The organism is Atopobium sp. oral taxon 810 str. F0209 (assembly GCF_000466405.1).
In the GTDB taxonomy this organism is placed as follows: Bacteria; Actinomycetota; Coriobacteriia; order Coriobacteriales; family Atopobiaceae; genus Olegusella.
The window spans coordinates 14,561-35,878 of sequence record NZ_KE952940.1; the positions used below are offsets into that span (position 1 = coordinate 14,561).

The 21,318-nt window shown below is 49.0% G+C and carries 19 protein-coding genes; 1 reads left to right on the forward strand and 18 read right to left on the reverse strand.

Going from position 1 to position 21,318, the window contains the following annotated elements:
- Positions 1-60 precede the first annotated feature (60 nt).
- The 14 genes from HMPREF9069_RS02690 to HMPREF9069_RS02755 form a co-directional block, all read right to left on the reverse strand.
- Positions 61-1,158 (reverse strand): DegV family protein, encoded by a 1,098-nt coding sequence (locus tag HMPREF9069_RS02690; protein WP_021625586.1) that lies wholly within the window; start codon positions 1,156-1,158, stop codon positions 61-63.
- Positions 1,145-1,738 carry a ribosome hibernation-promoting factor, HPF/YfiA family gene (gene hpf / locus HMPREF9069_RS02695; protein ID WP_021625587.1) on the reverse strand — a complete coding sequence of 198 codons (594 nt, stop codon included), beginning with the start codon at positions 1,736-1,738 and terminating at the stop codon, positions 1,145-1,147. The genes HMPREF9069_RS02690 and hpf overlap by 14 nt, the downstream gene beginning before the upstream one ends.
- A 105-nt stretch (positions 1,739-1,843) precedes the next feature.
- A complete protein-coding gene (locus HMPREF9069_RS02700) occupies positions 1,844-3,037 on the reverse strand; it encodes a substrate-binding periplasmic protein (protein ID WP_035438252.1) in 1,194 nt (397 codons plus the stop codon).
- Between the two features lie 339 nt (positions 3,038-3,376).
- Positions 3,377-4,189 (reverse strand): ComF family protein, encoded by an 813-nt coding sequence (locus HMPREF9069_RS02705; protein ID WP_232204026.1) that lies wholly within the window; start codon positions 4,187-4,189, stop codon positions 3,377-3,379.
- Positions 4,190-4,279: 90 nt separating this feature from the next.
- On the reverse strand, positions 4,280-5,266 hold the full coding sequence (locus tag HMPREF9069_RS02710; RefSeq protein WP_021625592.1) for a TatD family hydrolase: 987 nt from the start codon (positions 5,264-5,266) through the stop codon (positions 4,280-4,282).
- Between the two features lie 2 nt (positions 5,267-5,268).
- On the reverse strand, positions 5,269-6,147 hold the full coding sequence (rsmA, locus tag HMPREF9069_RS02715) for a 16S rRNA (adenine(1518)-N(6)/adenine(1519)-N(6))-dimethyltransferase RsmA (protein ID WP_232204027.1): 879 nt from the start codon (positions 6,145-6,147) through the stop codon (positions 5,269-5,271).
- Positions 6,148-6,224: 77 nt separating this feature from the next.
- Complete coding sequence (gene metG / locus HMPREF9069_RS02720; RefSeq protein ID WP_021625594.1) at positions 6,225-7,850, reverse strand: methionine--tRNA ligase; 1,626 nt, start codon at positions 7,848-7,850, stop codon at positions 6,225-6,227.
- A gap of 107 nt (positions 7,851-7,957) precedes the next feature.
- Positions 7,958-8,872: a 16S rRNA (cytidine(1402)-2'-O)-methyltransferase gene (gene rsmI, locus HMPREF9069_RS02725; RefSeq protein WP_021625595.1), complete on the reverse strand. Its 915-nt coding sequence runs from the start codon at positions 8,870-8,872 to the stop codon at positions 7,958-7,960.
- Positions 8,872-9,915, reverse strand: coding sequence for a glycoside hydrolase family 5 protein (locus HMPREF9069_RS02730; protein ID WP_021625596.1), 1,044 nt, complete (start codon positions 9,913-9,915; stop codon positions 8,872-8,874). Before HMPREF9069_RS02730 ends, rsmI begins: the two co-directional genes overlap by 1 nt.
- A 161-nt stretch (positions 9,916-10,076) precedes the next feature.
- Positions 10,077-10,499, reverse strand: coding sequence for a 6-pyruvoyl trahydropterin synthase family protein (locus HMPREF9069_RS02735; RefSeq protein WP_021625597.1), 423 nt, complete (start codon positions 10,497-10,499; stop codon positions 10,077-10,079).
- Between the two features lie 3 nt (positions 10,500-10,502).
- Positions 10,503-11,987: a sugar nucleotide-binding protein gene (locus HMPREF9069_RS02740; protein WP_021625598.1), complete on the reverse strand. Its 1,485-nt coding sequence runs from the start codon at positions 11,985-11,987 to the stop codon at positions 10,503-10,505.
- Positions 11,988-12,009: 22 nt separating this feature from the next.
- Entirely contained in the window at positions 12,010-13,032 is a 1,023-nt protein-coding gene (rfbB, locus tag HMPREF9069_RS02745) for a dTDP-glucose 4,6-dehydratase (protein WP_021625599.1), read from the reverse strand.
- A gap of 84 nt (positions 13,033-13,116) precedes the next feature.
- Positions 13,117-14,019 (reverse strand): glucose-1-phosphate thymidylyltransferase RfbA, encoded by a 903-nt coding sequence (gene rfbA, locus HMPREF9069_RS02750; RefSeq protein WP_035438253.1) that lies wholly within the window; start codon positions 14,017-14,019, stop codon positions 13,117-13,119.
- Positions 14,020-14,093: 74 nt separating this feature from the next.
- A complete protein-coding gene (locus HMPREF9069_RS02755) occupies positions 14,094-16,589 on the reverse strand; it encodes an ATP-dependent helicase (protein ID WP_021625601.1) in 2,496 nt (831 codons plus the stop codon).
- A gap of 218 nt (positions 16,590-16,807) precedes the next feature.
- On the opposite strand from HMPREF9069_RS02755, the gene HMPREF9069_RS02760 reads away from it, so the two are divergent.
- Positions 16,808-17,530 carry a B3/B4 domain-containing protein gene (locus HMPREF9069_RS02760; protein WP_021625602.1) on the forward strand — a complete coding sequence of 241 codons (723 nt, stop codon included), beginning with the start codon at positions 16,808-16,810 and terminating at the stop codon, positions 17,528-17,530.
- Between the two features lie 66 nt (positions 17,531-17,596).
- Here the strand turns inward: HMPREF9069_RS02760 and HMPREF9069_RS02765 are convergent, their stop codons facing one another.
- From HMPREF9069_RS02765 to HMPREF9069_RS02780, 4 genes are all read right to left on the reverse strand, one after another.
- Entirely contained in the window at positions 17,597-18,313 is a 717-nt protein-coding gene (locus tag HMPREF9069_RS02765; protein ID WP_021625603.1) for an ABC-2 transporter permease, read from the reverse strand.
- Entirely contained in the window at positions 18,314-19,345 is a 1,032-nt protein-coding gene (locus HMPREF9069_RS02770; protein WP_021625604.1) for an ABC transporter ATP-binding protein, read from the reverse strand.
- Positions 19,342-19,719, reverse strand: a complete 378-nt coding sequence (locus HMPREF9069_RS02775; protein ID WP_021625605.1) for a GntR family transcriptional regulator — start codon at positions 19,717-19,719, stop codon at positions 19,342-19,344. Before HMPREF9069_RS02775 ends, HMPREF9069_RS02770 begins: the two co-directional genes overlap by 4 nt.
- Positions 19,720-19,848: 129 nt before the next feature.
- Positions 19,849-21,045 (reverse strand): FprA family A-type flavoprotein, encoded by a 1,197-nt coding sequence (locus tag HMPREF9069_RS02780; protein WP_021625606.1) that lies wholly within the window; start codon positions 21,043-21,045, stop codon positions 19,849-19,851.
- Between the last annotated feature and the right edge of the window lie 273 nt (positions 21,046-21,318).

The window sequence follows — 21,318 nt, forward strand, 5'->3', positions numbered from 1 at the left end:
GTTCCCTTTTTGCGCAGTTTCTATTCTTCTTCATATAAAACGCCAGGCACACAAGCTATTCTACTTTTCGTCGACCCCCCGCTTGCGCACGCGACGTGCAATACGGTCAGTCAACGATAGCTTCTCTCTACGGTCAACACCCCAAAAACAAAGCGCTACCATACCAGGACCCACATGAGAACCTAACACGGGAGAAACCGAGCTACGAATAACTGCGACATCTTCGCAACCCTTTTCTTTGCGAACCTGAGCTTCAATCCAGTCCGCATCTTTGTCGGCATCGGCCGAGACAATACCCAGCGGTAATGAAGAGTCGTGGGCATAGTTATCACGAAAGTCTTGCAGAATGGCACGCAGAGCTTTTTTGCGACCACGGCACACGCCACGCAGTGTGAGGGAACCATTGGTATCGTAAGAAAGCTCGGGCTTCATATCTAACTTTCCTCCCAACTGAGCTGCTGCGGGCGGAATACGTCCACCCAAACCCAACCAATGCAGACTATCAAGAGTGAAGTAACCATGCACAAAATAGCGTGCATCCTGTGCCCATGCATAGAGCTCCTCAGCGGTCAAACCCAAAGAAGCTTGACGCACGACTTCAATAGCCAAAAGCTCTGCTGCGGCCGAATCACAGCAGTTATCTAGCACATATAACTCAAAGTCTGGATATTTTTCGGCAATCATCTCTGCAGCTTGTCGAGCAGAGTTAATAGTTGAGGAGAGACCTTCAGACAGGCAAAGGTAGAGCGTGGGCGTGCCTTCCTTGGCAGCGTTCTCAAAAATCTCAAGGTATGTGCCTGGCGTGACTGCCTCAGTGGTAAAACGTGCTTCAGGATTTTTGCGCATGTACTCATAGAAGTCATGCGGCGTCTGTGAGGTCCAAAGATCATCCTCATGCTCACCATCAGGACCTACATAGCGGAAGTGAATCACCTCGACGCCAAGCTGTTTTAAAACTTCAACGTTGTAGTCAGAGGTGGTATCTACAATGATGCACGTCGTACGCTTTTTGTGATATGCGTTGCCAATACGTTTTACTTCAAGAGGGGCTACAGCGGACGTGCTGCCCTCATTTTGTGGGGGAAGGGCCCCGCTGTTGGCAGCAGAGCCCTCCTGAATATCAATGTGCTGTTCGTTCTCGCGACTAAGCTCGCTCATCGTACTCCTCGATCTTTGGCTTGATAATGCCGTAACCACCATTGTGGCGATGGTAGATGACATTTATAAGACCGGTCGTTGCATTCTCAAAAACAAAGAAATCGTGGCCGAGCAAATCGGTCTGCACCAGCGCCTGTTCCTCAGTCATAGGCTTGAGATCAACATACTTCTCACGTACAAGCTGATCGTCGTCCTCACTTGGCTCAATCAAATCTGCCAAATCCTCTACAGAGGTAGGCAGAGGACGAGGCATAGTATGACCTGCATGCTGATGGCGATCGACCACACGAGTCTTATAACGACGCAGCTGACGAGCTACTTTGTCAGCAGCTTCATCAATTGCCGCATACATATCCTGGGCCTCAGCAACAACACGTACGACAGTATCACGAACAAAAACCGTAACCTCGCAGGCACGACGCTCAGGGTTAGAGCGATTTTTGTCCACACGCAGTACAACATCGCAGGTCATAGGCTGAATATCAAACACCTTGAGGGCACCACCAATTTTTTCCTCAACGGCATCGCGCATGGCGTCCGTGACGCTAACCTTGCGTCCCGAAATCTTAATATCCACCATCGGCGCCTCCTTGCTGTAGTCCTATAAAACGAGGGCTCAAAAGCTATGCCCTATTGCTTTGATACCCTCTCTTACCCAAAGCATCACCAACAATCCGCTCAGCGGCTACTCTTGGGGCGTGACTGTTTCTTCGCCACTTTCACCTTCATTTGTGCTATAGGCGGTCTCCTCACCACCTGTAGCTTCAGTATTGGTCTCAGCAGCGTCAGCATTTCCACCTTCGTTATAGTCGTTATACGTGTTGTAATTGCCGTAGTCGCTGTAATCAACATAGCTGCCATAACCAGAATTAGCAAAGCCCTCAGAATCACCTGTATTTGCAGGCGCTGTTGCTGTACCTGCATTGGTGGCCACTTCAGGAGCATCATCTTTCTTCTCGGTAATTTTGATGCCGCCTATCTGCGTCTCAGCACTCAGGCCTGCAAATTTACCCAACCACCTCGTGCGCAAGATAGTATCAACACCATTGGATTTAAGGGTCTCAAGAGCACGTCCTATTTCAGTAATGAGACCCTTGTTAGAAGAAAGCACAGCGATACCGCGATTTACAGGAGCTATCAGGCTACCGGCAAAGTGAATATCCTTGTACTGATTGGCAAGAAAAGCACCAGCATAGGCATCACAAAGCACATATTCAACTTCACCGGCATCAAGAGCATCAAAAGCTTCATTGAGGTTGCTATAAGATTTTTGATTCATCTTGAGATCGGTACGACTAAGAGTTGCCTCAGAAGACTTCCCTGCCACCAAACCACAACTCTTACCTGACAGTTCTTTTTTATCGAGCACGCGCTCATCGCCGCGATAAAAGAAAGAAGGTGCTGCTTCATTGGTTTGGCCAACAATACTGCATTTCTTAACATCATCCTTTGAAACACCCAGCACAATATCAACGGTATTGGCACAGGCAGAATCAATATCGCTCACATTCACAAAGCGCACGTCCAAGCCCAGCTCATCAGCCAGTGCCTCGCCCAGCTCGATGCCGTAACCCTTAACAGCGTCGCCACCCAGAGTCGAGAGTACAAAAGGTGCCGAAGTTAGATTGGTGTTGATGCCAATTGTGAGTACGCCAGCCTCACGAATAGTAGGCTCCGCCAAATCAGAGCCACTACGTTTGAGAGAAGCAAGACCATCAGCGATACTTCCCTGCTTTGTTGTTGAGGAAGTGATATGAGACAAGTCTGGTAGCTCAAAGGGAAGTTGAAAAGGAAGTTTGGCTTTGCAGCCCATCAAGCAACTCGTAATAAGTACGGTACAAACAAGGCCAGTGAGCTGCTTTTTTGTACTTCGCCCCATACACTATCCTCTCAAAGCCACTATGAGCTTACTCAAAAATCACAGTCTTCCCAGCTGACCTGGTATTTGACCCCACACTCGCGCACAGGAGTCTTCGCTTCGGGCGACGCGGTGCCCCCACTACAAACTCTCTCGCCCGCGAGATGGAATATCTCTAGTAGGACGGGCGGTGCGGCTTACCTCTAGGACGAGCCATGCTCGCTCGGATCGCGATCCGAACTTACGTGGATCCTTTTGACCTCGTCTGTCATGGACTAAGACGCACAGGCTATAGCCCTTTGCGTCCGCAACCACAGACCTGGAAAGACAATACGTATTATACCAGCTGCTTACCTTTGCCTACCATGCGCGCGCAAGAGAACAGGCAGTGACCGATTGAGCACCACGTCCAAGCAGCACACGCGTACTTTCACGCAGGGTAGCACCCGTTGTAATAACATCATCTACCAACAACAGACGTGCATCAGCTACATCATCTATCACCTCCACTGAACCTTCTAAGTTGCGCAGGCGACCCTGTCTATCCAGTTCACGCTGGTCGCGACCCTCATGGCGTAGCAATACGTCATACACAGGCAGACCCAGTAAAGTTGCAAGCACCTGCGAAATAAGTTCCATATGGTCAAAACCGCGACGCATAAAAGCCAAAGGTGAGGCAGGTACAAAACAGATTCCATCTAACTCCTGAGAGTCATAACGTGCACAACCATCTGCTGCCGCCCAGCTTGCCGCTTCATCAAGGGCTGTAGCCATCAAAGCTGCAATAATAGGAGCCAAACGCAACTCGTGAGAGTCTTTAAGTGTGGTTACAAGCAAAGCACCGCTACCTGAAAACTCTAGTGCCGAGATAGTCGCACGAGCTTCCCAGTGATAGGGCGCAAGACCTCCATCTGTATCAGAGTTTTCCCGCACACGTCTTTCACGCAGGGCTTCTGCTCCGCAGTTTGTACAGGTTAGCCAGCCATGTGGAGTGCCACAGATGGGACAGGCATAGCGTTGTTGTATCCACTTGAGCTTCTGACGACAATCACCACAAAGCAGCTGACCTGGCATATCACAGACGATGCAGCGAGTAGGCCACATCAACTCGATGAGATGGTCAAGTAAATGAGGTTCTAGATTATATGGCTGATTTTCTTGATATGAACTCAAGGCAGGGCAACTCCCCTCGCGCACAAGCAGTACACGAGGAAGACCAGTGCTTGGGATATACCCAGTCCCTAGAGCATCAATACCTAAAAGTTAAAGCGTAAGTCCAAAGAAATCGTGAGCGTTATGCCAAAAGTTGCGATACGTTTCTTCGCAAGAAGAAATGCCCGCAAGCTCGCGTTGCTCGGCCAAAAAATCAATTGTCAAAGCCGCCATTGCAGGCTCACATTCCATACCACGCAAAGGAGTTGGCGCCATATAAGGACAATCAGTCTCAGACAGCAGTAGCTCATCTGGGCAGGCAAAAAACGCCGCTCGGATATCATCGGAACGCTTAAAAGTAGCAGCGCCACCAAAGGCAATATGGCAGCCCAATTCAACAAAAGGCTTCATAATTTCAGGACCGCTCGTAAAACAGTGCAGATCGCATCCTGCCTGTGGCACGCCCTCTTTACGAAGCAATTGAAGCGCTAGGTCATGACCCAAACTATCGTTTTCTCCATCGCGCAGGTGCAACTCAACAGGAAGGTTGTGTTCATGCGCCATGCGTAGTTGCTGACGAAAAGTCTCAATTTGTACATCTGCAGACAACTCATGATAGGGGCCAAAATCAAGACCAATTTCGCCCATACCTAGGCAGTATGGATTGGCCAGCAGCATATCCAAACGCTCATGAGCAGATGCGTCATCAAGCCAAATCTGAGCACCATAGGGGTGAATACCTGCAATGAAATAAAGTTTATCAAGCAAATCTTTATCATCGCTTGTCGCAATACCTATCTCTGCCAGCTGCTCCAACATCGCATGTGCATGTTCTCTGATTTCATCCCACCAATTAAGAAAAGCAGGAACATCTTTTACATCCTCTGTGGGATCAAGCGGCACCACCAAAAGCCTCAGTCCTGCAAGAGCTGCGCGCACCAAAGCCTCTACAGGATCTGTTTGTCTAAAGACTGTAAGATGACCGTGAGTATCCGCCAACGCAGCCAAAGGCTGAGGCAAATTTATTACACGTTTCTTTTTGTCGCGTAGACACCAATATTCAGCACTAAGCTGTTCTTGACTAAGTTCTACATTCATCGCTATGACTCCAAGGCTCGAGCAAGCTGTATGAAGTCCTCAACAGCAAGCATTTCTGCACGACATGTTGCCTGAATATTTGCCTGCTTAAATGCAGTATCAAGAGCTGTTTTGTCAAAGCCACTTGCGGCCATGGAATTTCGAATAGTTTTACGCCGCTGCGCAAAGGCGGCATCAATAACCTGAGACACAAAGACGGGGTCACAGCCTTGCTTGAGCGGTCGCCTATCAATACGCACAACCGCTGACTCAACATGTGGCGCTGGCATAAAGCAAGCATGGCTCACTTCAAAACGTCCAGTTACCTCAGCATAAAGTCCAAGCTTTGCTGTATACGCACCATAATTCTTGTTGCCAGGTACCGCTGCGATACGATCTGCTACCTCCGCCTGTACCATTACGACTACCCGTTTGATAGAAGGAAGTTCACTCAACACCTTGAGTATCAAAGTGGCCGCTACTTGATATGGCAAATTAGAAACCAACTGAGTCGGCTGCGCCTCACCCAGACCTGTAGGCAACACTTTAAGCGCATCACCCCAAAGAATCTCTAGATGATCAGAGGCTTGGGCACAAGTCTCAGCAAGTACAGCTTCTAGCGTGTGATCTGCTTCAACTGCAATGACTTTTTCTGCGCGAGGCAAAAGTGCGCAGGTAAGCGTACCCATGCCAGGCCCCACCTCGAGTACCGTATCTGCTTTGCTAAGCTCTGCTAGCTGCAAAATACGACGCACAACAGAATCATCAACTAAGAAGTTCTGTCCCAAACGATGCTTTGCAACAAGACCATGACACTCCAGAGCGGCACGGGTCGCACGAGGATTGGCAAGAGGAGAGGCGGCTACAGACGACAGGGGCGCATGCTTGGTCTCAGTCGTCACGCCTGCTCTCCCCTCTTTTAGTTGGACAAATTTATATTTGCTGCTACTTATGGACAACCACTTCTACTTGATACTGCTTATTTAGCTGCCAAACGTGGGAAGAGCGCTTCACCCTTCTCCACTGCAACACCAGAAGGCAACTGACCCCAGTTGCAAACCGCAGCCAAATCGTCAGTCTTAGCCTCATCACTGAGGGAAAGGCGACGCAAAACCTCAGAGGAGGTCTCGGGCATGAAGGGTGCAAGTAAATGAGCAGAAATGCGAATTGCCTCAAGCAGACCACCAATGACAAAGGACAGCTCGTCCAGCTGAGCCACACCATTCTCATCTGGCTTTGCCAAAGCCCAAGGCTTGGAGTCCTCAATGTAATGATTTGCAGCACCCACTAGAGCCATGACCTCATCAATTGCATCAGGATATGCCATAACGTCCATTTTTGCAGCATAACGCTCATAGATACCTGCAGCTACCTGCGTCAAAGGACTCTCGCGCTGCGCCCAGTCCTCGGGAAGCGCAGGTGTCTTGCCATCAAAATACTTGACAGACATATTAAGTGCACGAGACACAAGATTGCCCCAGCTATTAGCCAAATCGGCGTTATAGACCTGCTCCATGCGAGCAAAAGAAATAGCACCGTCCTCGCCAGGCTTGCAATCGCGCATAAAGTAATAGCGGTAGCCCTCAATGCCCAGCAGGTCGATAACCTCCTGAGGCGCAATAGCATTGCCGCGAGACTTGCTCATCTTTTCACCTTGGCCCGTTTCTTCATTGCGGACCATCAAGAAGCCATGAGCAAAGACGTGCTCGGGCAAGGCTTCACCGATAGCCATCAGCATGGCAGGCCAAATAACACAGTGGAAACGGATGATATCCTTACCAACCACGTGATACTGAGCAGGCCAACGGCGAGCAAGATTTGCTGCAGCATCTTCACCTGACTGACCATAACCCACTGCCGTCATGTAGTTAAGTAAAGCATCAAACCAGACGTACGTCACATGCTTCTCATCAAAGGGGAGCTTGATACCCCAGTCAAAGCTCGTACGGCTAACAGAAAGATCCTGCAGGCCGCCCTCAACAAAGGTACGAACTTCCTTCATGCGGAAGGCAGGCATCACAAAGTCAGGATGCTCATCATAAAAAGCAAGGAGGCGATCCTGGAAAGCAGAGAGTTTAAAGAACCAGCTTTCCTCTTGCACACGCTGTAGGGGACGTCCACAGTCGGGGCAAAGATGCTGACCTTCGGTGTGATTTTCCTCGTCAGAGTGGCGCACTTGAGTCTCGGTGAAGTACGTCTCCTCGGGAACGCAGTACCAGCCATCATAGCTGCCCTTATAGATGTAGCCCGACTCCAGCATGCGCTCCCAGAGGTACTGCACCGCGCGCTCCTGACGGGGCTCGGTAGTACGAATGAAGTCATCGTTGGAAATCTCAAGAGTCTTCCAAATATCCGTAAAGGCAGGAGCTAGCGAATCACACCACTCTTGAGGAGTCATCTTGTGTTCAGCGGCCGTAGTCTCAACCTTTTCGCCATGCTCATCAAGACCCGTGAGGAACTTGACATCATAGCCAGCAGCACGGCGATAACGGGCCTGCACATCACTCAAGATAGTGCAGTACGCGGTACCTAGGTGTGGAGCGGCGTTGACATAATAGATAGGGGTGGTGATATAGAAAGACGGCTTGTTCAAATTGTCTGCCATGAAAAATGTCTCCCGCTAAAAGTCTGCGAATGATGCAACTCATTATTCTAACTCAAGCCCCATTTGTTCTCCTCATAGAAAAAGGCTCCAAACAGACTGGAAGCAGTTTAGTTGTCAGAGAGCTCCAAAATGCGAGAGTAGGCATCAGATTTTGGGAGACCATATTGTTTGGCAAGACGCTTAGCAAGAACAGTTTTTGCTTCTCCAGCGGCAAGTCCTGCTTGTGCCGCTTCTTCAAAACTGACAGCTTGCCCCTGAGTTTGTGAGAGAAGCAGAGCAATCTGGCGCAATTCGTCTGCAGAAGGTGGCGCAATCACAATGACACACTCGCCTTTGAGCACATTGCCCGCAGCTTCTCGCTGCACAAGTTCATCTACCAACTCGCTTGCTGGCCCACGCAAAACTTCTTCATGCAACTTAGTCAACTCGCGCACCAAAGCTACCAAACGTCGAGGAAAAGACTGAGCAATCACAGTCAAGGTGTCTACCACACGGCGTGGCGACTCATAGAGTACCAATGCCCCCGGCACTACCGAAAGTTCGGTCAAACGCTCGTGCTGAGCTCTTGCTTTCCGCGGCAAAAAGCCTTCAAAGAAGAAGTGCTCCATGGGTAGGCCTGATGCCACCAAAGCGCACGTAACCGCTGATGGTCCAGGAATAACTTCCACGCAAAGGTTTTGCTCAAGTGCAGCGTCTACCAAACGAACACCAGGATCGGATACTCCAGGCATACCTGCATCAGATACAAAAGCAACACGCTGACCTGCAGCAATACGTGCAAGCGTAGGCTCAATACGACTCGCTAGCACATTGTCATCGGCGCGCTCAAGAGGTACATGCAGGCCTAAATGTGACATCAACTTGCCAGTAACGCGGGTGTCTTCACAAAGCACCACATCAGCAGAACTCAAAGTCTGCTTTACACGTGGTGAAATATCACCAAGGTTACCAATAGGTGTACCAACTAAAGAAAGGACACCCTCCCCCTGGGCTGCAGCTGCATGAGAATGTGCAATAGCCATTAGTCGAGCATCCGCCTCTCAAAGGTCGCCAAAGCCACACGAGCATCCCAGCCTATCAGCCTACTTGTCGTCTTCCAAGTCTGGAAGAACCACGCAGGACAGTCGCGAAAAGCATTAATTTGTTCGGCTATAAAGACACGCTCAAGTGCAATGCGACCTTCAGGTGTCATCAGAGAATCTGGGAAAGGCAAAGAACCCGACCATTTACCTACCATCATGGGCAGACGACCACGTCCTGTAGTTTTAAGCGCTGCGCGAGAACTTGCCACGAGTTTGCGCACGCCTACAGGACCTGTAGCATCCACCTTATCTTCGTAATGGTAAAGATGAGCATCAAGCCAAACATTTTTGTATTGACGCTGTCCCATAAACGAACGCCAAGAGTGATGTAAATCTGCGTCGGGCAAAACTACAACGACATCCTCGCCCGCTTCCTTACGAATAAGTTCGTACGCATCACGATAATAGGTACGCAAGATGTGCATAGGCACACCGTCGCTTAAGACCAAGCCATGACGTACCTGAGCTAGAGGCTCATCTGCTACTTCAATACCAGCAAAACCATCACGCAACGCATAACGGCGAGCCAAAGTAGCAATTACTTGCAAAGCACTTTGGCGATAATCGATAAAACGCGCCCGACCGTGTACAAGACCATCATCATCCGTCTCGCGACCAGGATTGATATCTAACACAAGCAGCAATTTGAGTCCAACATCTTCTGCCCACTCAAGCGCATTATCGACCTGCTGGATACATCCCACATAAGGACCAGTCTCGGGACCATCATCACCTAACACATACCATGGCACGGTTAGACGCACCGCATTAAACCCGCGACCAGCAATCTGTACAAAATCTGCCTGAGAGATAAAAGTCTCACGATGATGGCGCACAATCTCCTGATAGCGCTCCACACCCACCGCACGAATCAGTGAAGGCTCATCAAGGGCACCGGAATCCGCAAAAAGACCAGGGGTCACCCATGATTCAAGCGTGAGCCAGCCAGTAAGGTTCACACCATGTAGAGCCCGCCTGTCCATTACTTGCTCCTCTGTTCAAAATTTTGCTCGCACTTGAAGTATACCCACCCCACCGAACACCAAAGGAGGAACATAAGGACCTTGCTACCCCCCCATGACACTACTTTTTGCACAACCAATCCAATTTGAATACAGGAAAATCGATGAAAATCTCTCTAAAGCTAATCTACAAAATAACTTGCACAGTTCAAAGGCGTTTCATATACATCCACTTGGCTTATAGGCAGACAGCGTTTGCCAAAAAGCTCAGCAAAATTTTTGGCTAAATTTTCTGCAGTTGTTCGATAGGGCAATATCTTGAGCTTAAAACCCTCGTTGCGCAAAGCGTCAATGGTGGTCTGCTTGAGCGTACCCTCCTCAACCAAAAACATATGGTCAAACGCAGCAACCTCTTCGCGCACAACACGCTTAAACTCACCAAAATCAAGCACCATATCGCGCTCTGTTCCCTCAGCGCCAAGCTGGTTTTGCTTGATATACACAACGACACGCCAGCGATGACCGTGGAGGTTTTCACATTTGCCGTGATAGTCAGCCAAGAAATGTGCGCTATCAAAGCACGCTTCCGTCTTGAGTCCAAACATCACTTACTCCTCATTAGCCTTCTTAGCCTCAATATAGGCTTTGAGCGATTGTTCCCAATTCGCAGGAACAAAACCTGTGGCTGAGAGTTTATTCAGCGCAAGGGTGCTGTAATGTGGACGAGGAGAGATGGGACTTGTAGCAGCGGCAAAATAATCTGCTGTAGAAACTGGCTTGACCGCATCGCCATTACCCTCGGTCAAATCAAAAATGCGCGCAGCAATATCAGCCCAACTGGCACTTGCACCACTACCAGTAAGATTGTAGGTACCAAATTCAGCATGTGGCGCACGGTCATCTAGTGCCGTATCACCCTCACGATATCCCAACAGCCACAAAATGCCCGCAGCCATATCTTCCGTAAAGGTCAGGCGACCAATTTGGTCGTTAACCACGCTTACCTGAGAAAGCCCGCCTGTTGCAACGCGATGCGAAAGATCCATCATTGTACGAACAAAATTTTTGCCATCACCAATAACCCAACTGGAGCGCACAATAAAATGGCGATGGAGCTGCGCTACTAGTGCATCTGCTGCAGCCTTGGTTTGTCCATATACGCCTAAAGGAGCAAACTCTTCGCTTTCGTTATGGCTTTCTTGAGTACCATCAAAAACATAATCACTACTCACATGTACAAGCGTGAGATGATGCTCAGCAGCCGTACGGCAAAGTTTGGTGACACCCTCGACATTAATTTTCCAAGCAGCCCTACGACCTTCAGTGGTCTCTGCCTTGTCCACCGCCGTAAAAGCAGCCGCATTAATTATGGTGCCAAAAGTATCCCAAGCGATACTTTTATAGGCTGAGGGGTCACACATATCAAAACTATCGATATCGTGAAACTCCCAGCCCTCAAGCCCACGCCGCGCAACTTCTGCTTGGAGTGCACGTCCTAGCTGACCATGGCTACCCACTACAAATGTTTTGCGAGGGCCCATGGGCAAGGCATCCGCAAGGAAAGGATGATGCAAGTCTGCCTCGGAGCGTATCGATTCCTCCAAAGGGATGGGCCAATTGATATTGAGTTGTGGATCAGCCAAATTTACAAACGTATAGTTTTTCTTTTGCTCAGCAGACCAATGCGCATTAACGAGGTAGGTATAGATGGTACCGTCCTCAAGCGCCTGATACGCATTGCCTACGCCACGTGGCACGTAAATAGCCCGCGTTGAATCTAGCTCACAGCAAAAAACCTGACCGTAGCTAGCGCCAGGACGCAAATCTACCCAAGCACCAAAAATCTTGCCTGCTGCAACAGAAATCAATTTATCCCAAGGCTCAGCATGAATGCCACGAGTAGCACCACGAGACTCGTTATAAGAAATATTGTTTTGGACAGGACCAAAGTCAGGAAGTCCCAGCTTCAGCATCTTGGCACGCTGCCAGTTTTCCTTGAACCAACCGCGGTTATCGCCGTGCACAGTTAGGTCAAAAACAATAACACCCGGTATGCTTGTCTCGTGTGCCGCGAGTTGCTTTCCAAAATCCACTGAAGCTCCCTCGAATTTTTACTTACTGCCCTTGTTTGGCGTATTTTGCTTCGGTCTCGGCTTTTACATCTTCCCACCAGCTACGGTTATCGCGGTACCAAGCGATAGTGGCATCAAGTCCACTCTCAAAGTCAGTGTGGGATGGGCGCCAACCAAGCTCAGTTTGGAGTTTGCTCGAATCAATGGCATAACGACGGTCATGACCAGGGCGGTCACGCACCCAATCAAAATCATCGGCAGGCTTGCCCATATGCTCCAAAATCAAGCGCAAAACATCAATATTGTTGCGCTCGCCATTAGCACCAATGAGATAAGTCTCTCCTACACGTCCCTGAGTAAGAATTGCCCAGACCGCGCTGCTGTGATCATCGGTATGGATCCAGTCGCGCACATTCTTGCCATCACCATAAAGCTTGGGTGTAATACCACACAAAATGTTGGTAATCTGACGAGGAATAAATTTCTCAATGTGCTGGTAGGGACCATAGTTGTTGGAGCAATTCGAAATGGTTGCACGTACGCCAAATGTGCGATGCCAAGCACGTACCAGATGATCTGCGCTTGCTTTGCTCGAAGAATAAGGACTACTTGGACGATAAGGCGAACCCTCGTGGAACTTGTCAGGGTCATCTAAGGCCAGATCTCCATAAACCTCATCGGTTGAAATCTGGTGATAGCGCACACCATATTTACGTGCTGCTTCTAACAGGGTATAGGTACCCACCACATTGGTTTGGATAAAGGGTGACGGATCCAAAATCGAATTGTCATTGTGACTCTCGGCGGCATAATGTACGATGGCATCACAGTCTGCCACCAGCTGGTCTACCAGCTCAGCATCACAAATATCTCCCTGCACAAAATCCATCTGCTCGGGTGCAATACCATCGAGATTATGAATATTACCTGCATAGGTAAGCTTGTCCAGCACAGTCACCTGTGTCTTTGGGTGCTCACGGGTGACATAATGCACAAAATTTGAGCCAATAAAACCAGCCGCGCCTGTCACAAGGATGTGCTTGGGAATAAATTTCTCTTCTGCCATGTAGATTCCTTTCGGCTACCAGAGCGGTACTGCTTTCTCATTCAAAATAAACAAGCAAAACCCGCTTGAAATGATTATCAAATCCTATTCGAAGCGACTATCCTTGCGAATCTTGCCATCAAGCAGATGGCGCAGGTGCTCACCATAGGGACTTTTACCGTAAGCCTCGGCTGCTTGTCTGAGCGCATCCTTATCAATCCAGCCATTTTGATACGCAATGTCTTCGGGTACCGAAACCATAATGGACTGCGAGCTTTCGATAGTACGAACAAAGTTAGAGGCATCAAAGAGGCTGTCCATGGTGCCAGTATCCAACCATGCATAACCACGACCCAGCGTTACTACATCAAGATCGCCGTCCTGCAAATACATCTCATTGAGTGAGGTAATCTCCAGCTCACCACGGGCAGAAGGCTTAACCTGACGAGCCAACTCGGTCACGCGGTTATCATAAAAATACAGACCAGTCACAGCATAATTGCTTTTGGGGTTGGTAGGTTTTTCTTCGATGGAAACTGCCTTGCCATCCTCACCAAATTCCACCACACCAAAGCGCTCGGGATCATCAACGTAATAACCAAAGACCGTCGCTCCCCCATCACGCTCAGCTGCCTCGACAGCATGACGCAAATGACGCGAAAGACCATTGCCATAAAAAATATTGTCGCCCAAGACGAGCGCACAAGAATCTCCTGCAATAAATTCCTCTCCAATGATGAAAGCTTGAGCTAGCCCATCAGGACTAGGTTGAACAGCATAGCTAAGTGAGATGCCAAACTGACTACCATCACCAAGTAGTTGCTCAAAACGAGGAGTATCTGTAGGGGTAGAAATCACCAAGATGTCGCGAATACCAGCCAACATTAACGTAGACAACGGATAGTAAATCATCGGCTTGTCATACACAGGCAAAAGCTGCTTGGACGTGACCATGGTCAAGGGGTAGAGGCGCGTTCCCGAGCCGCCCGCAAGAATAATGCCTTTCACAAACAACCTCCTGTATAGGGACTCTCACAGATATATAAAGAGTAACGCAAGCAGAACCAAAGAGTCGTTTGCTCCTAAACAATCTTGACTATCGGCGCAAATCCCTTAAGCAAGCGTTTGGTAGTGCCAAGACTTTCGAAATAGACCGTCAAGGTGTCCTTGTCTATTGCACACACGATTCCCGTCTTGAAAGTCTTGTGCGACACTCGGTCACCCACCGCAAAGCTTTCATTTGCCTTTGCAGCATCGCGACGAATGAGTTGTGCGTTAGAGCCAATCTCACGAGAACCACCTGTTGAGCGCGTGCGCGAGCCAAAGACCTGACCACCATAAACCTCGCTACCGCGACCACTACCATAGGTACCATGTCGATCGCCACGTTTTTCCCAACCGACTCCACGATACCCCGAAGAGCCGAGCCCTATAGCCTGAATATCGTCCTCAGGGATTTCTGCCAAAAAGCGGCTAGGCGCATTTGCCGAAGTAGAGCCAAACATTCTGCGTATTGCTGCATAGCTAAGATAAAGCCTACGCTCTGCTCGGGTAATGGCCACATAGGCAAGACGGCGTTCTTCCTCAAAGGAATCTGGCTCGCCTTCCTTTGCACGATGAGGAAAAAGCCCCTCTTCCATACCCGCAACAAAAACAACAGGAAACTCCAAGCCCTTTGCAGAATGAATAGTCATGAGCGTTACAGCACTACTCGATCCAGCTAGGCTATCAAGATCCGAACGTAGAGCCAGCCATTCCATGAAGGCAGGAAGCTTTTTGGCAGCAACGCTAGCCGCATTTTCTGCTGCTACACTGGGCGCTGCAGAAGCTTCATCCCCGGCAGCGGCCACGGCAAGTTGAGCTAAGCTCTCAAGCGTTGCTGCAACATCATCATGCGACTCATCAAACTCGGCAGCCACACCAAAAAACTCTCGAATGTTGTCAATGCGACCATCGGCTTCAACGGAATGCTCTGCCTCAAGAGCACGTATAAGACCCGTTTTGTCAACAATTGCCTCAACCACATCTGACAAGTCACCCTGCAGATGACGACCTGCTTCTATAGCTGCGGTAAACTCCCCCAAGCCTGCACGTACCTTAGGACTAAAAAGACCTGTTTCTGCCACACAAGCTTGAGCAGCTGCAAAAAACGTCAAATTATTTTCTGTGGCATAACTGCGGATTTTGCCAATGGAAGTTGTACCAATGCCTCGACGGGGCGTGTTGATAATACGTAATGCCGATACGTCATCGTCAGGATTGACCACGAGCTTGAGATAAGCCATTACATCGCGAATCTCTGCCCGATCAAAGAATCGCGTACCGCCCACGATTTTGTAAGGCACTCCCGCACGCAGTAACATATCTTCGAGTACACGCGACTGAGAATTAGTACGATAAAAGACCGCAATATCATCATAGCTGGTACCCGTGTCATGAATTTTTTCGATCTCCGAGCCAATCCAACGACCTTCATCGCGTTCATCATCCGCTTGATACAGACGAATCTTGTCTCCATCGCTGCGATCAGTAAAAAGACGTTTAGCCTTGCGTCGGGAATTGTTACTAACCACCGCATTTGCTGCAGACAAAATATGATGGGTTGAGCGATAGTTTTGCTCGAGCTTAACTACCCGCGCATCGGGATAGTCCTGCTCAAAAGCAAGAATATTTTTTATATCGGCGCCACGCCAGCTATAAATTGACTGGTCATCATCGCCAACCACCATTAAATTGCGATACTTTGCTGCCAATAAATTGGTAATTGAATACTGAACATGGTTGGTGTCCTGATACTCATCCACACTAATTTGACGGAACCGCTCTTGATATTTGTCCAATACTTCGGGATGTTTTGCCAACAGCTCGTATGCCTTGATAAGCAAATCATCAAAATCCATAGCGTTTGCGCGTGCCAAGCGAAGCTGCAACTCTCGATATACACGAGCCGCTTTGAGGCTAAGCGGATTATGATCTCCTGCGGCTTCACCTGCCATATCCTCAGGTGTTTTCATTGCATTTTTTGCCTGAGAAATACGCGAACGAATAGCCTGTAGGGGAAACTGCTTGGGGTCAATATCCAGCTCATCCATGATGGTCTTGACAAGACGCTTTGAGTCATCGTCATCATAGATAGTGAAATTTGGACGATATCCCAACAGCTCACCATCCTCGCGCAGCATACGAACACACATCGCATGGAAGGTACACACCCACATACCACGCGTACCCCCAGGAAGCAACACGTCCAGACGCTCGCGCATCTCGGCGGCTGCTTTATTGGTAAAGGTGATTGCTAACACCTGCCAAGGACGCACACCTTCATCAGAAATCATATGTGCAATGCGGTAAGTCAACACACGCGTCTTGCCTGAACCAGCGCCTGCCAATACCAGCAAGGGTCCGCATGTACACAGCGCAGCTTCGCGCTGAGCAGCATTAAGACTATCGATATCAACAGCACTCTCTATATGGGGAAGAGGTGTTTTATCAGATGTACCAACAGCTGGTTGAGATTGTTTTTTTAGGGCAGGCGCAGAGGCGCTCTGTACCTCGGAGAAGGTAGGCTGAGACTTCATAAACTCATCGAAAGACAGCGGCAAGGGAAACTCCGTTCATCGTTTGGGAACTAACAGTCTACCCCCTGTACCGGACCTCAAAAAGACATTACTAATCTGTCTCTTATATGTTCATCAATTTTCGACTTGTTTAACTCTGCTGCATGAGTCTTAACTAATGTGGGAACATTCAAGTCGTTCAAGCGTGCTCACCACGAGCAGCAGACATTGGGGAATGTATGATTAATTTTGTCACTGAAGAGTCTTTCTGGGAGCTTTTTCCCGAGGCAACTATCGGCGTTTTGACAGTAGATGGCATCAAGCCAACCAACCAAATTGATCCCGAGCTTGTCGCCCGTGCTCAGAAAGAGCTTAAACGCGCCAATATCGTTGCGCGCAAATGGGTACCCAACAACACGATCAGCAAAAACGAAGTCCCCGCTGTATGGCGCGAGGCATACCGCAAATTCAAGACCAAGCACGGCGCCCGCTGCTCAGTCGAAAACCTACTTAAGCGCGTCCTTAAAGACAATCCTGTTGGTTCCATCAACCCCGCAGTTGATGTATCCAATGCAGTTTCTCTGACCTATGCCTTCCCCATGGGCGTTGAGAATATCGATGCCTTTGTGGGTACCTTCCGCCTTGCCGTAAGCGAAGGTGGAGACGACTATCTTGCTGTTGGTGAAGATACTCCTGACCCCACCCTACCTGGTGAGCTTGCATACCTAGATGATGCTGGAGCTATTTGTCGTTGTTGGAACTGGCGCGACTGCCAGCGTACTGAAGCTACGGACAATACTCCCCACTGTGCCTTTATCATGGAGTGCATCGAGCCAAACCGCGTGAATGATCTGCATGCTGCCATCGATCAGATGGAGGTCTTTACGACCGAAATTCTTGGTGCTCATACCACTAACAAAGATTATCTGACGATTGATCATCGTGAGACCCCGCTTATCTAAGCGGCGGCTCATCCACCTATAACGCACATCGCACCTAGGACAGCAATGTGTCCCAGGTGCTTTTTCTTACAAATCCCTTTTTGCGTAAAGTCTCTGCGAGAGTTTTAGCGAAGCAAAGTAGAGCAAACCCACAAGTAACGCCGCAGCAACTAAACTCCACCCCATTCCTAGCTGCACATACAACTTTGACAGCGTTTCTACTGCTAACAAAAAGCCTTGCTTCACAGCGTTAAAAGTCATCAACAAGGGAAGTAGCGCGGGTAGTGTCAAAACAAACCAACCACGTTGAGCTCCCCACCAAAACAAAACAGGCATTTGAAACGAAAGTAGCACAAGCAGCATCAAGGCAGTAGCTACTAGTACAGGTCCAACCTCTGCCATGTTTTCCAAAGCATCAATGTCGAATTGTTGTATTGCAAGTACCAACAAACCATTTAGTAGCACACAAACTACAGTTACCGTAATAATTGCCGCAAACACAAAAGCATAACGTCCTGTTACCACTTGAGCTCGCGTCAGAGGCAGAGCGTCACGCGCCTGCTGCCAACTATTTGCCTCATCATCTCGGAAGGCACCCGTTAGCAAGATATAAACCACCATAAAGCAAATTGTGAGCGAAATCTGTATCTGCAAGTTTGTTATCGTGACTTGAGCAATATCTACGTCGTCTCCTCCAAAGACTGCACCCGCCCCTACGATAATGATTACAGCCGCAAATGCCAGAAGATACTGCGGGAGTTTACGCAAAAACTGGCACCAATCTGCATAAAGAACTGCAAGCATTTATCTCAGCTCTCCCTTCGCAACGAGGGTCATGGTCTCGTCGATTGTCGCCTTGTCGATGGCAAAATTTGGGAAGTTACGCTCAAACTGAGCACGGTTGGGAACAAGCACGTCCCAAGAGAAGTCACGCTTTACTATACGGATTTGACCGGCAGGAATATAACCACTTGCTAGCAGATGCTCCAGCTCCTCGCCACGCAAATGAGCCACACCCATTTCGTCATAAATGCGGTCACAATCACTTGCAAATGCAATTTTGCCCTCTTCAAGCATCACGATATAGTCTGCGATATGCTCAAGATCGCTGGTAATATGGCTAGAAATGAGAATTGATTTCGTGCCGTCCCCCATGCACTCGCGCAAAATATCGAGCACTTCATCGCGCACAATAGGATCAAGACCTGCCGTAGGTTCGTCCATTACCAGCAAATCTGCGCCGCAGGCAAGCACGCAAGCCAGCTGCAATTTCATACCCATACCACGAGAAAGCTCTCCCACCTTTTTGCGGGCAGCATATGAACGATGTGGCTTTGGATTTGACTTTAGCAAACCCATACGCTCAAGCAGATTCTCTAGCAACTGATAGTCAAGCTTTGGATATGCCAAGCTATACATAGTTGCAACCTGTGCCACACTCATTTGCAACGGATACGCGCAGACCGAACTCACATAACCTATGCGCGCTTTGAGAGCGGTGAGCTCCGTACCAGAGAGATTGTCTCGCGTTTTGCCAAAGAGCTCAACTGATCCAGAATCAGATTTCACGCAACCGAGCGCAATTTTCATAAGCGTAGTTTTACCTGCACCGTTACGCCCCACCAAACCCACAATTGATCCTCGAGGCACATCAAGAGATACCGACTGAAGGGCAAACTCACCATAACTTTTGCCAATCCCGCGCAATCTCAGATCGCAGATCTCCCCTGACAAGTCAAGACTACCAAGGGGCAGTTTGTTATCCATATCCAAAGACTTCTTTGCAAAATGCGCAGCACTCTGAGCGCCTGTACCCACATATGCTTTCATGCTCATTGCTCCTCCTCGAGAACCAAGTCAAGCATTTCGTGTAGTTGTTGAGAATCAATCGAAGCAGTTCGCGCCGCATTGGCCGCTTGCGCAAGCGCTGCTTCCACCCGCCTGAGTTGCTCTTCTCGCAGCAGCCCTGGATCGATACCTGCTACAAAGCAACCTTTACCAGGGACAGTTTCCAAAATGCCTTGGGTCTCAAGCTCTGCATATGCACGTTTGGTTGTAATAGCACTAATGCGTAGGCTCGTCGCAAGACTCCGAATGGATGGGAGCTGCTCACCGGGAGTAAGCTCACCTGCCAGAACAGCCGCCCTCAACTGATCTGCAATCTGCTCATAGATGGGTTTGCCAGAGGAGTTAGAAATCACAATCTCCACGCTAGTTTCCCTCTCCTTTTCTTCTGTTAATTGCGTACATACTGTATATACCTTATATATACAGTATGTCAAGAAAAATCCGCCTAGGATTCTCCCTAAGCGGATGAATGGTGCGTAAGTTACGGTGAATTAGGCGGAAACGAGTGCGTCTGCCAAAGCCTCAATCTCGACGAGATTAGCTTCCTTAACACCGGAACGCAGATGCACCATAGGTTCAAGAATAGTCATGTTGGGCATGGCCTCAACTTGTGCTTGGATGAGCTTGCCTGCCTGAGGAGCCCAACTGCCATTTTCCATGATGCCGACAACGCGATTCTTAAGGACATGAGCCGCAATATCATCCAGCAAAGTGCGCATGCTATCAAAGATGCCCATATTATAGGTAGCACAGGCAAAGACAAGTTTGGAGTATTGGAAGGCAACAGAGACAAGCTCGGAGGTCATAGTCTTGGAGCTATCGTAAACGCGCACATCGCGCATGCCTCGCTCAGCCAACTTGCCAGCAAGAATATCGGCCGCAGCAGCCGTATCGCCATAAATAGAGCCATAGAAGATTGCGACAGAATCGACCTCGGGTTCGTAGCTTGCCCACTTGACGTACTTATCAAGGATGAGATTAAAGTCCTTACGCCAGATATGGCCATGCAGCGGACAAATCATACGGATATCCAACTTGGCAGCTTTTTTGAGCAGCATATTGGTTTGCAAACCATACTTGCCCACGATATTCACGTAGTAGCGACGAGCCTCATCCAGCCAGTCATGCTCCCAATCAACCTCGTCAGCAAAGATATTGCCACCCAAGGCGCCAAACTCACCAAAAGCATCGGCAGAATACAAAACGCCCGTCAACTGATCGTAGGAAACCATAACCTCAGGCCAGTGAACCATAGGAGCCAAGAAGAACTGCAGAGTATGGTGACCCAATTCAAGTGTGTCGTTTTCCTTGACCGTAATTGCATGAGGAGCAACATCAAAATCAAAAAATTGTGACATCAACTCAAAAGCCTTGGCTGTAGCCACAAACTTAATCTCGGGATAGCGCTCCACCAGCTGAGGAATCATACGGCAATGGTCGGGCTCCATATGATCCACAACCATATAATCGAGTTTGCGTCCCGCAAGCAAATACTCAAGATTTTCCATTACCTGCAGCATGACAGCCTCATCAGTGCCATCCATCAAACAGGTTTTCTCATCCAAAATAAGATAGTTGTCATACGACATACCCGCAGGCGTGGGATAGGTGTTTTCAAAAAGCTCTAGTCGCCTATCAGATGCGCCCAACCACCAGCTATCTTCGCAAATCTCGCGAACGTTGTGCATAATCTCACTCCTTGCTGAGCAACGCTTACCAAGCACAAACAAAATTTTCCCCACTTCCCCGCATGTGCAATGCAAGCGGATAATGCCTGGGGACAGCTCTCTTCTCAAATGATATGCGATTCTGCCTGTATGGGGATGTATAGAGCAAAACTGTTTCGATAAACAGCACATGGGAGATTCCGCCCGCATAGCGAATGGTTTTCTTGTCCTGTGCAAAGAACACACGAGACTGGGTTGATGACCTAATCGGGTAGGAGGCGCGCCGTTAGCCAG

Bases quoted from the DNA above. Each gene is read 5' to 3' on its own strand.
- hpf (WP_021625587.1), bottom strand. From the start codon at position 1,738: ATGGTGGATATTAAGATTTCGGGACGCAAGGTTAGCGTCACGGACGCC.
- HMPREF9069_RS02735 (WP_021625597.1), bottom strand. From the start codon at position 10,499: ATGTTTGGACTCAAGACGGAAGCGTGCTTTGATAGCGCACATTTCTTG.
- HMPREF9069_RS02730 (WP_021625596.1), bottom strand. From the start codon at position 9,915: ATGGACAGGCGGGCTCTACATGGTGTGAACCTTACTGGCTGGCTCACG.
- rsmI (WP_021625595.1), bottom strand. From the start codon at position 8,872: ATGGCTATTGCACATTCTCATGCAGCTGCAGCCCAGGGGGAGGGTGTC.
- rfbB (WP_021625599.1), bottom strand. From the start codon at position 13,032: ATGGCAGAAGAGAAATTTATTCCCAAGCACATCCTTGTGACAGGCGCG.
- HMPREF9069_RS02770 (WP_021625604.1), bottom strand. From the start codon at position 19,345: ATGAGCATGAAAGCATATGTGGGTACAGGCGCTCAGAGTGCTGCGCAT.
- HMPREF9069_RS02760 (WP_021625602.1), top strand. From the start codon at position 16,808: ATGATTAATTTTGTCACTGAAGAGTCTTTCTGGGAGCTTTTTCCCGAG.
- HMPREF9069_RS02710 (WP_021625592.1), bottom strand. From the start codon at position 5,266: ATGAATGTAGAACTTAGTCAAGAACAGCTTAGTGCTGAATATTGGTGT.
- HMPREF9069_RS02690 (WP_021625586.1), bottom strand. From the start codon at position 1,158: ATGAGCGAGCTTAGTCGCGAGAACGAACAGCACATTGATATTCAGGAG.
- HMPREF9069_RS02700 (WP_035438252.1), bottom strand. From the start codon at position 3,037: ATGGGGCGAAGTACAAAAAAGCAGCTCACTGGCCTTGTTTGTACCGTA.
- metG (WP_021625594.1), bottom strand. From the start codon at position 7,850: ATGGCAGACAATTTGAACAAGCCGTCTTTCTATATCACCACCCCTATC.
- HMPREF9069_RS02765 (WP_021625603.1), bottom strand. From the start codon at position 18,313: ATGCTTGCAGTTCTTTATGCAGATTGGTGCCAGTTTTTGCGTAAACTC.
- HMPREF9069_RS02780 (WP_021625606.1), bottom strand. From the start codon at position 21,045: ATGCACAACGTTCGCGAGATTTGCGAAGATAGCTGGTGGTTGGGCGCA.
- HMPREF9069_RS02755 (WP_021625601.1), bottom strand. From the start codon at position 16,589: ATGAAGTCTCAGCCTACCTTCTCCGAGGTACAGAGCGCCTCTGCGCCT.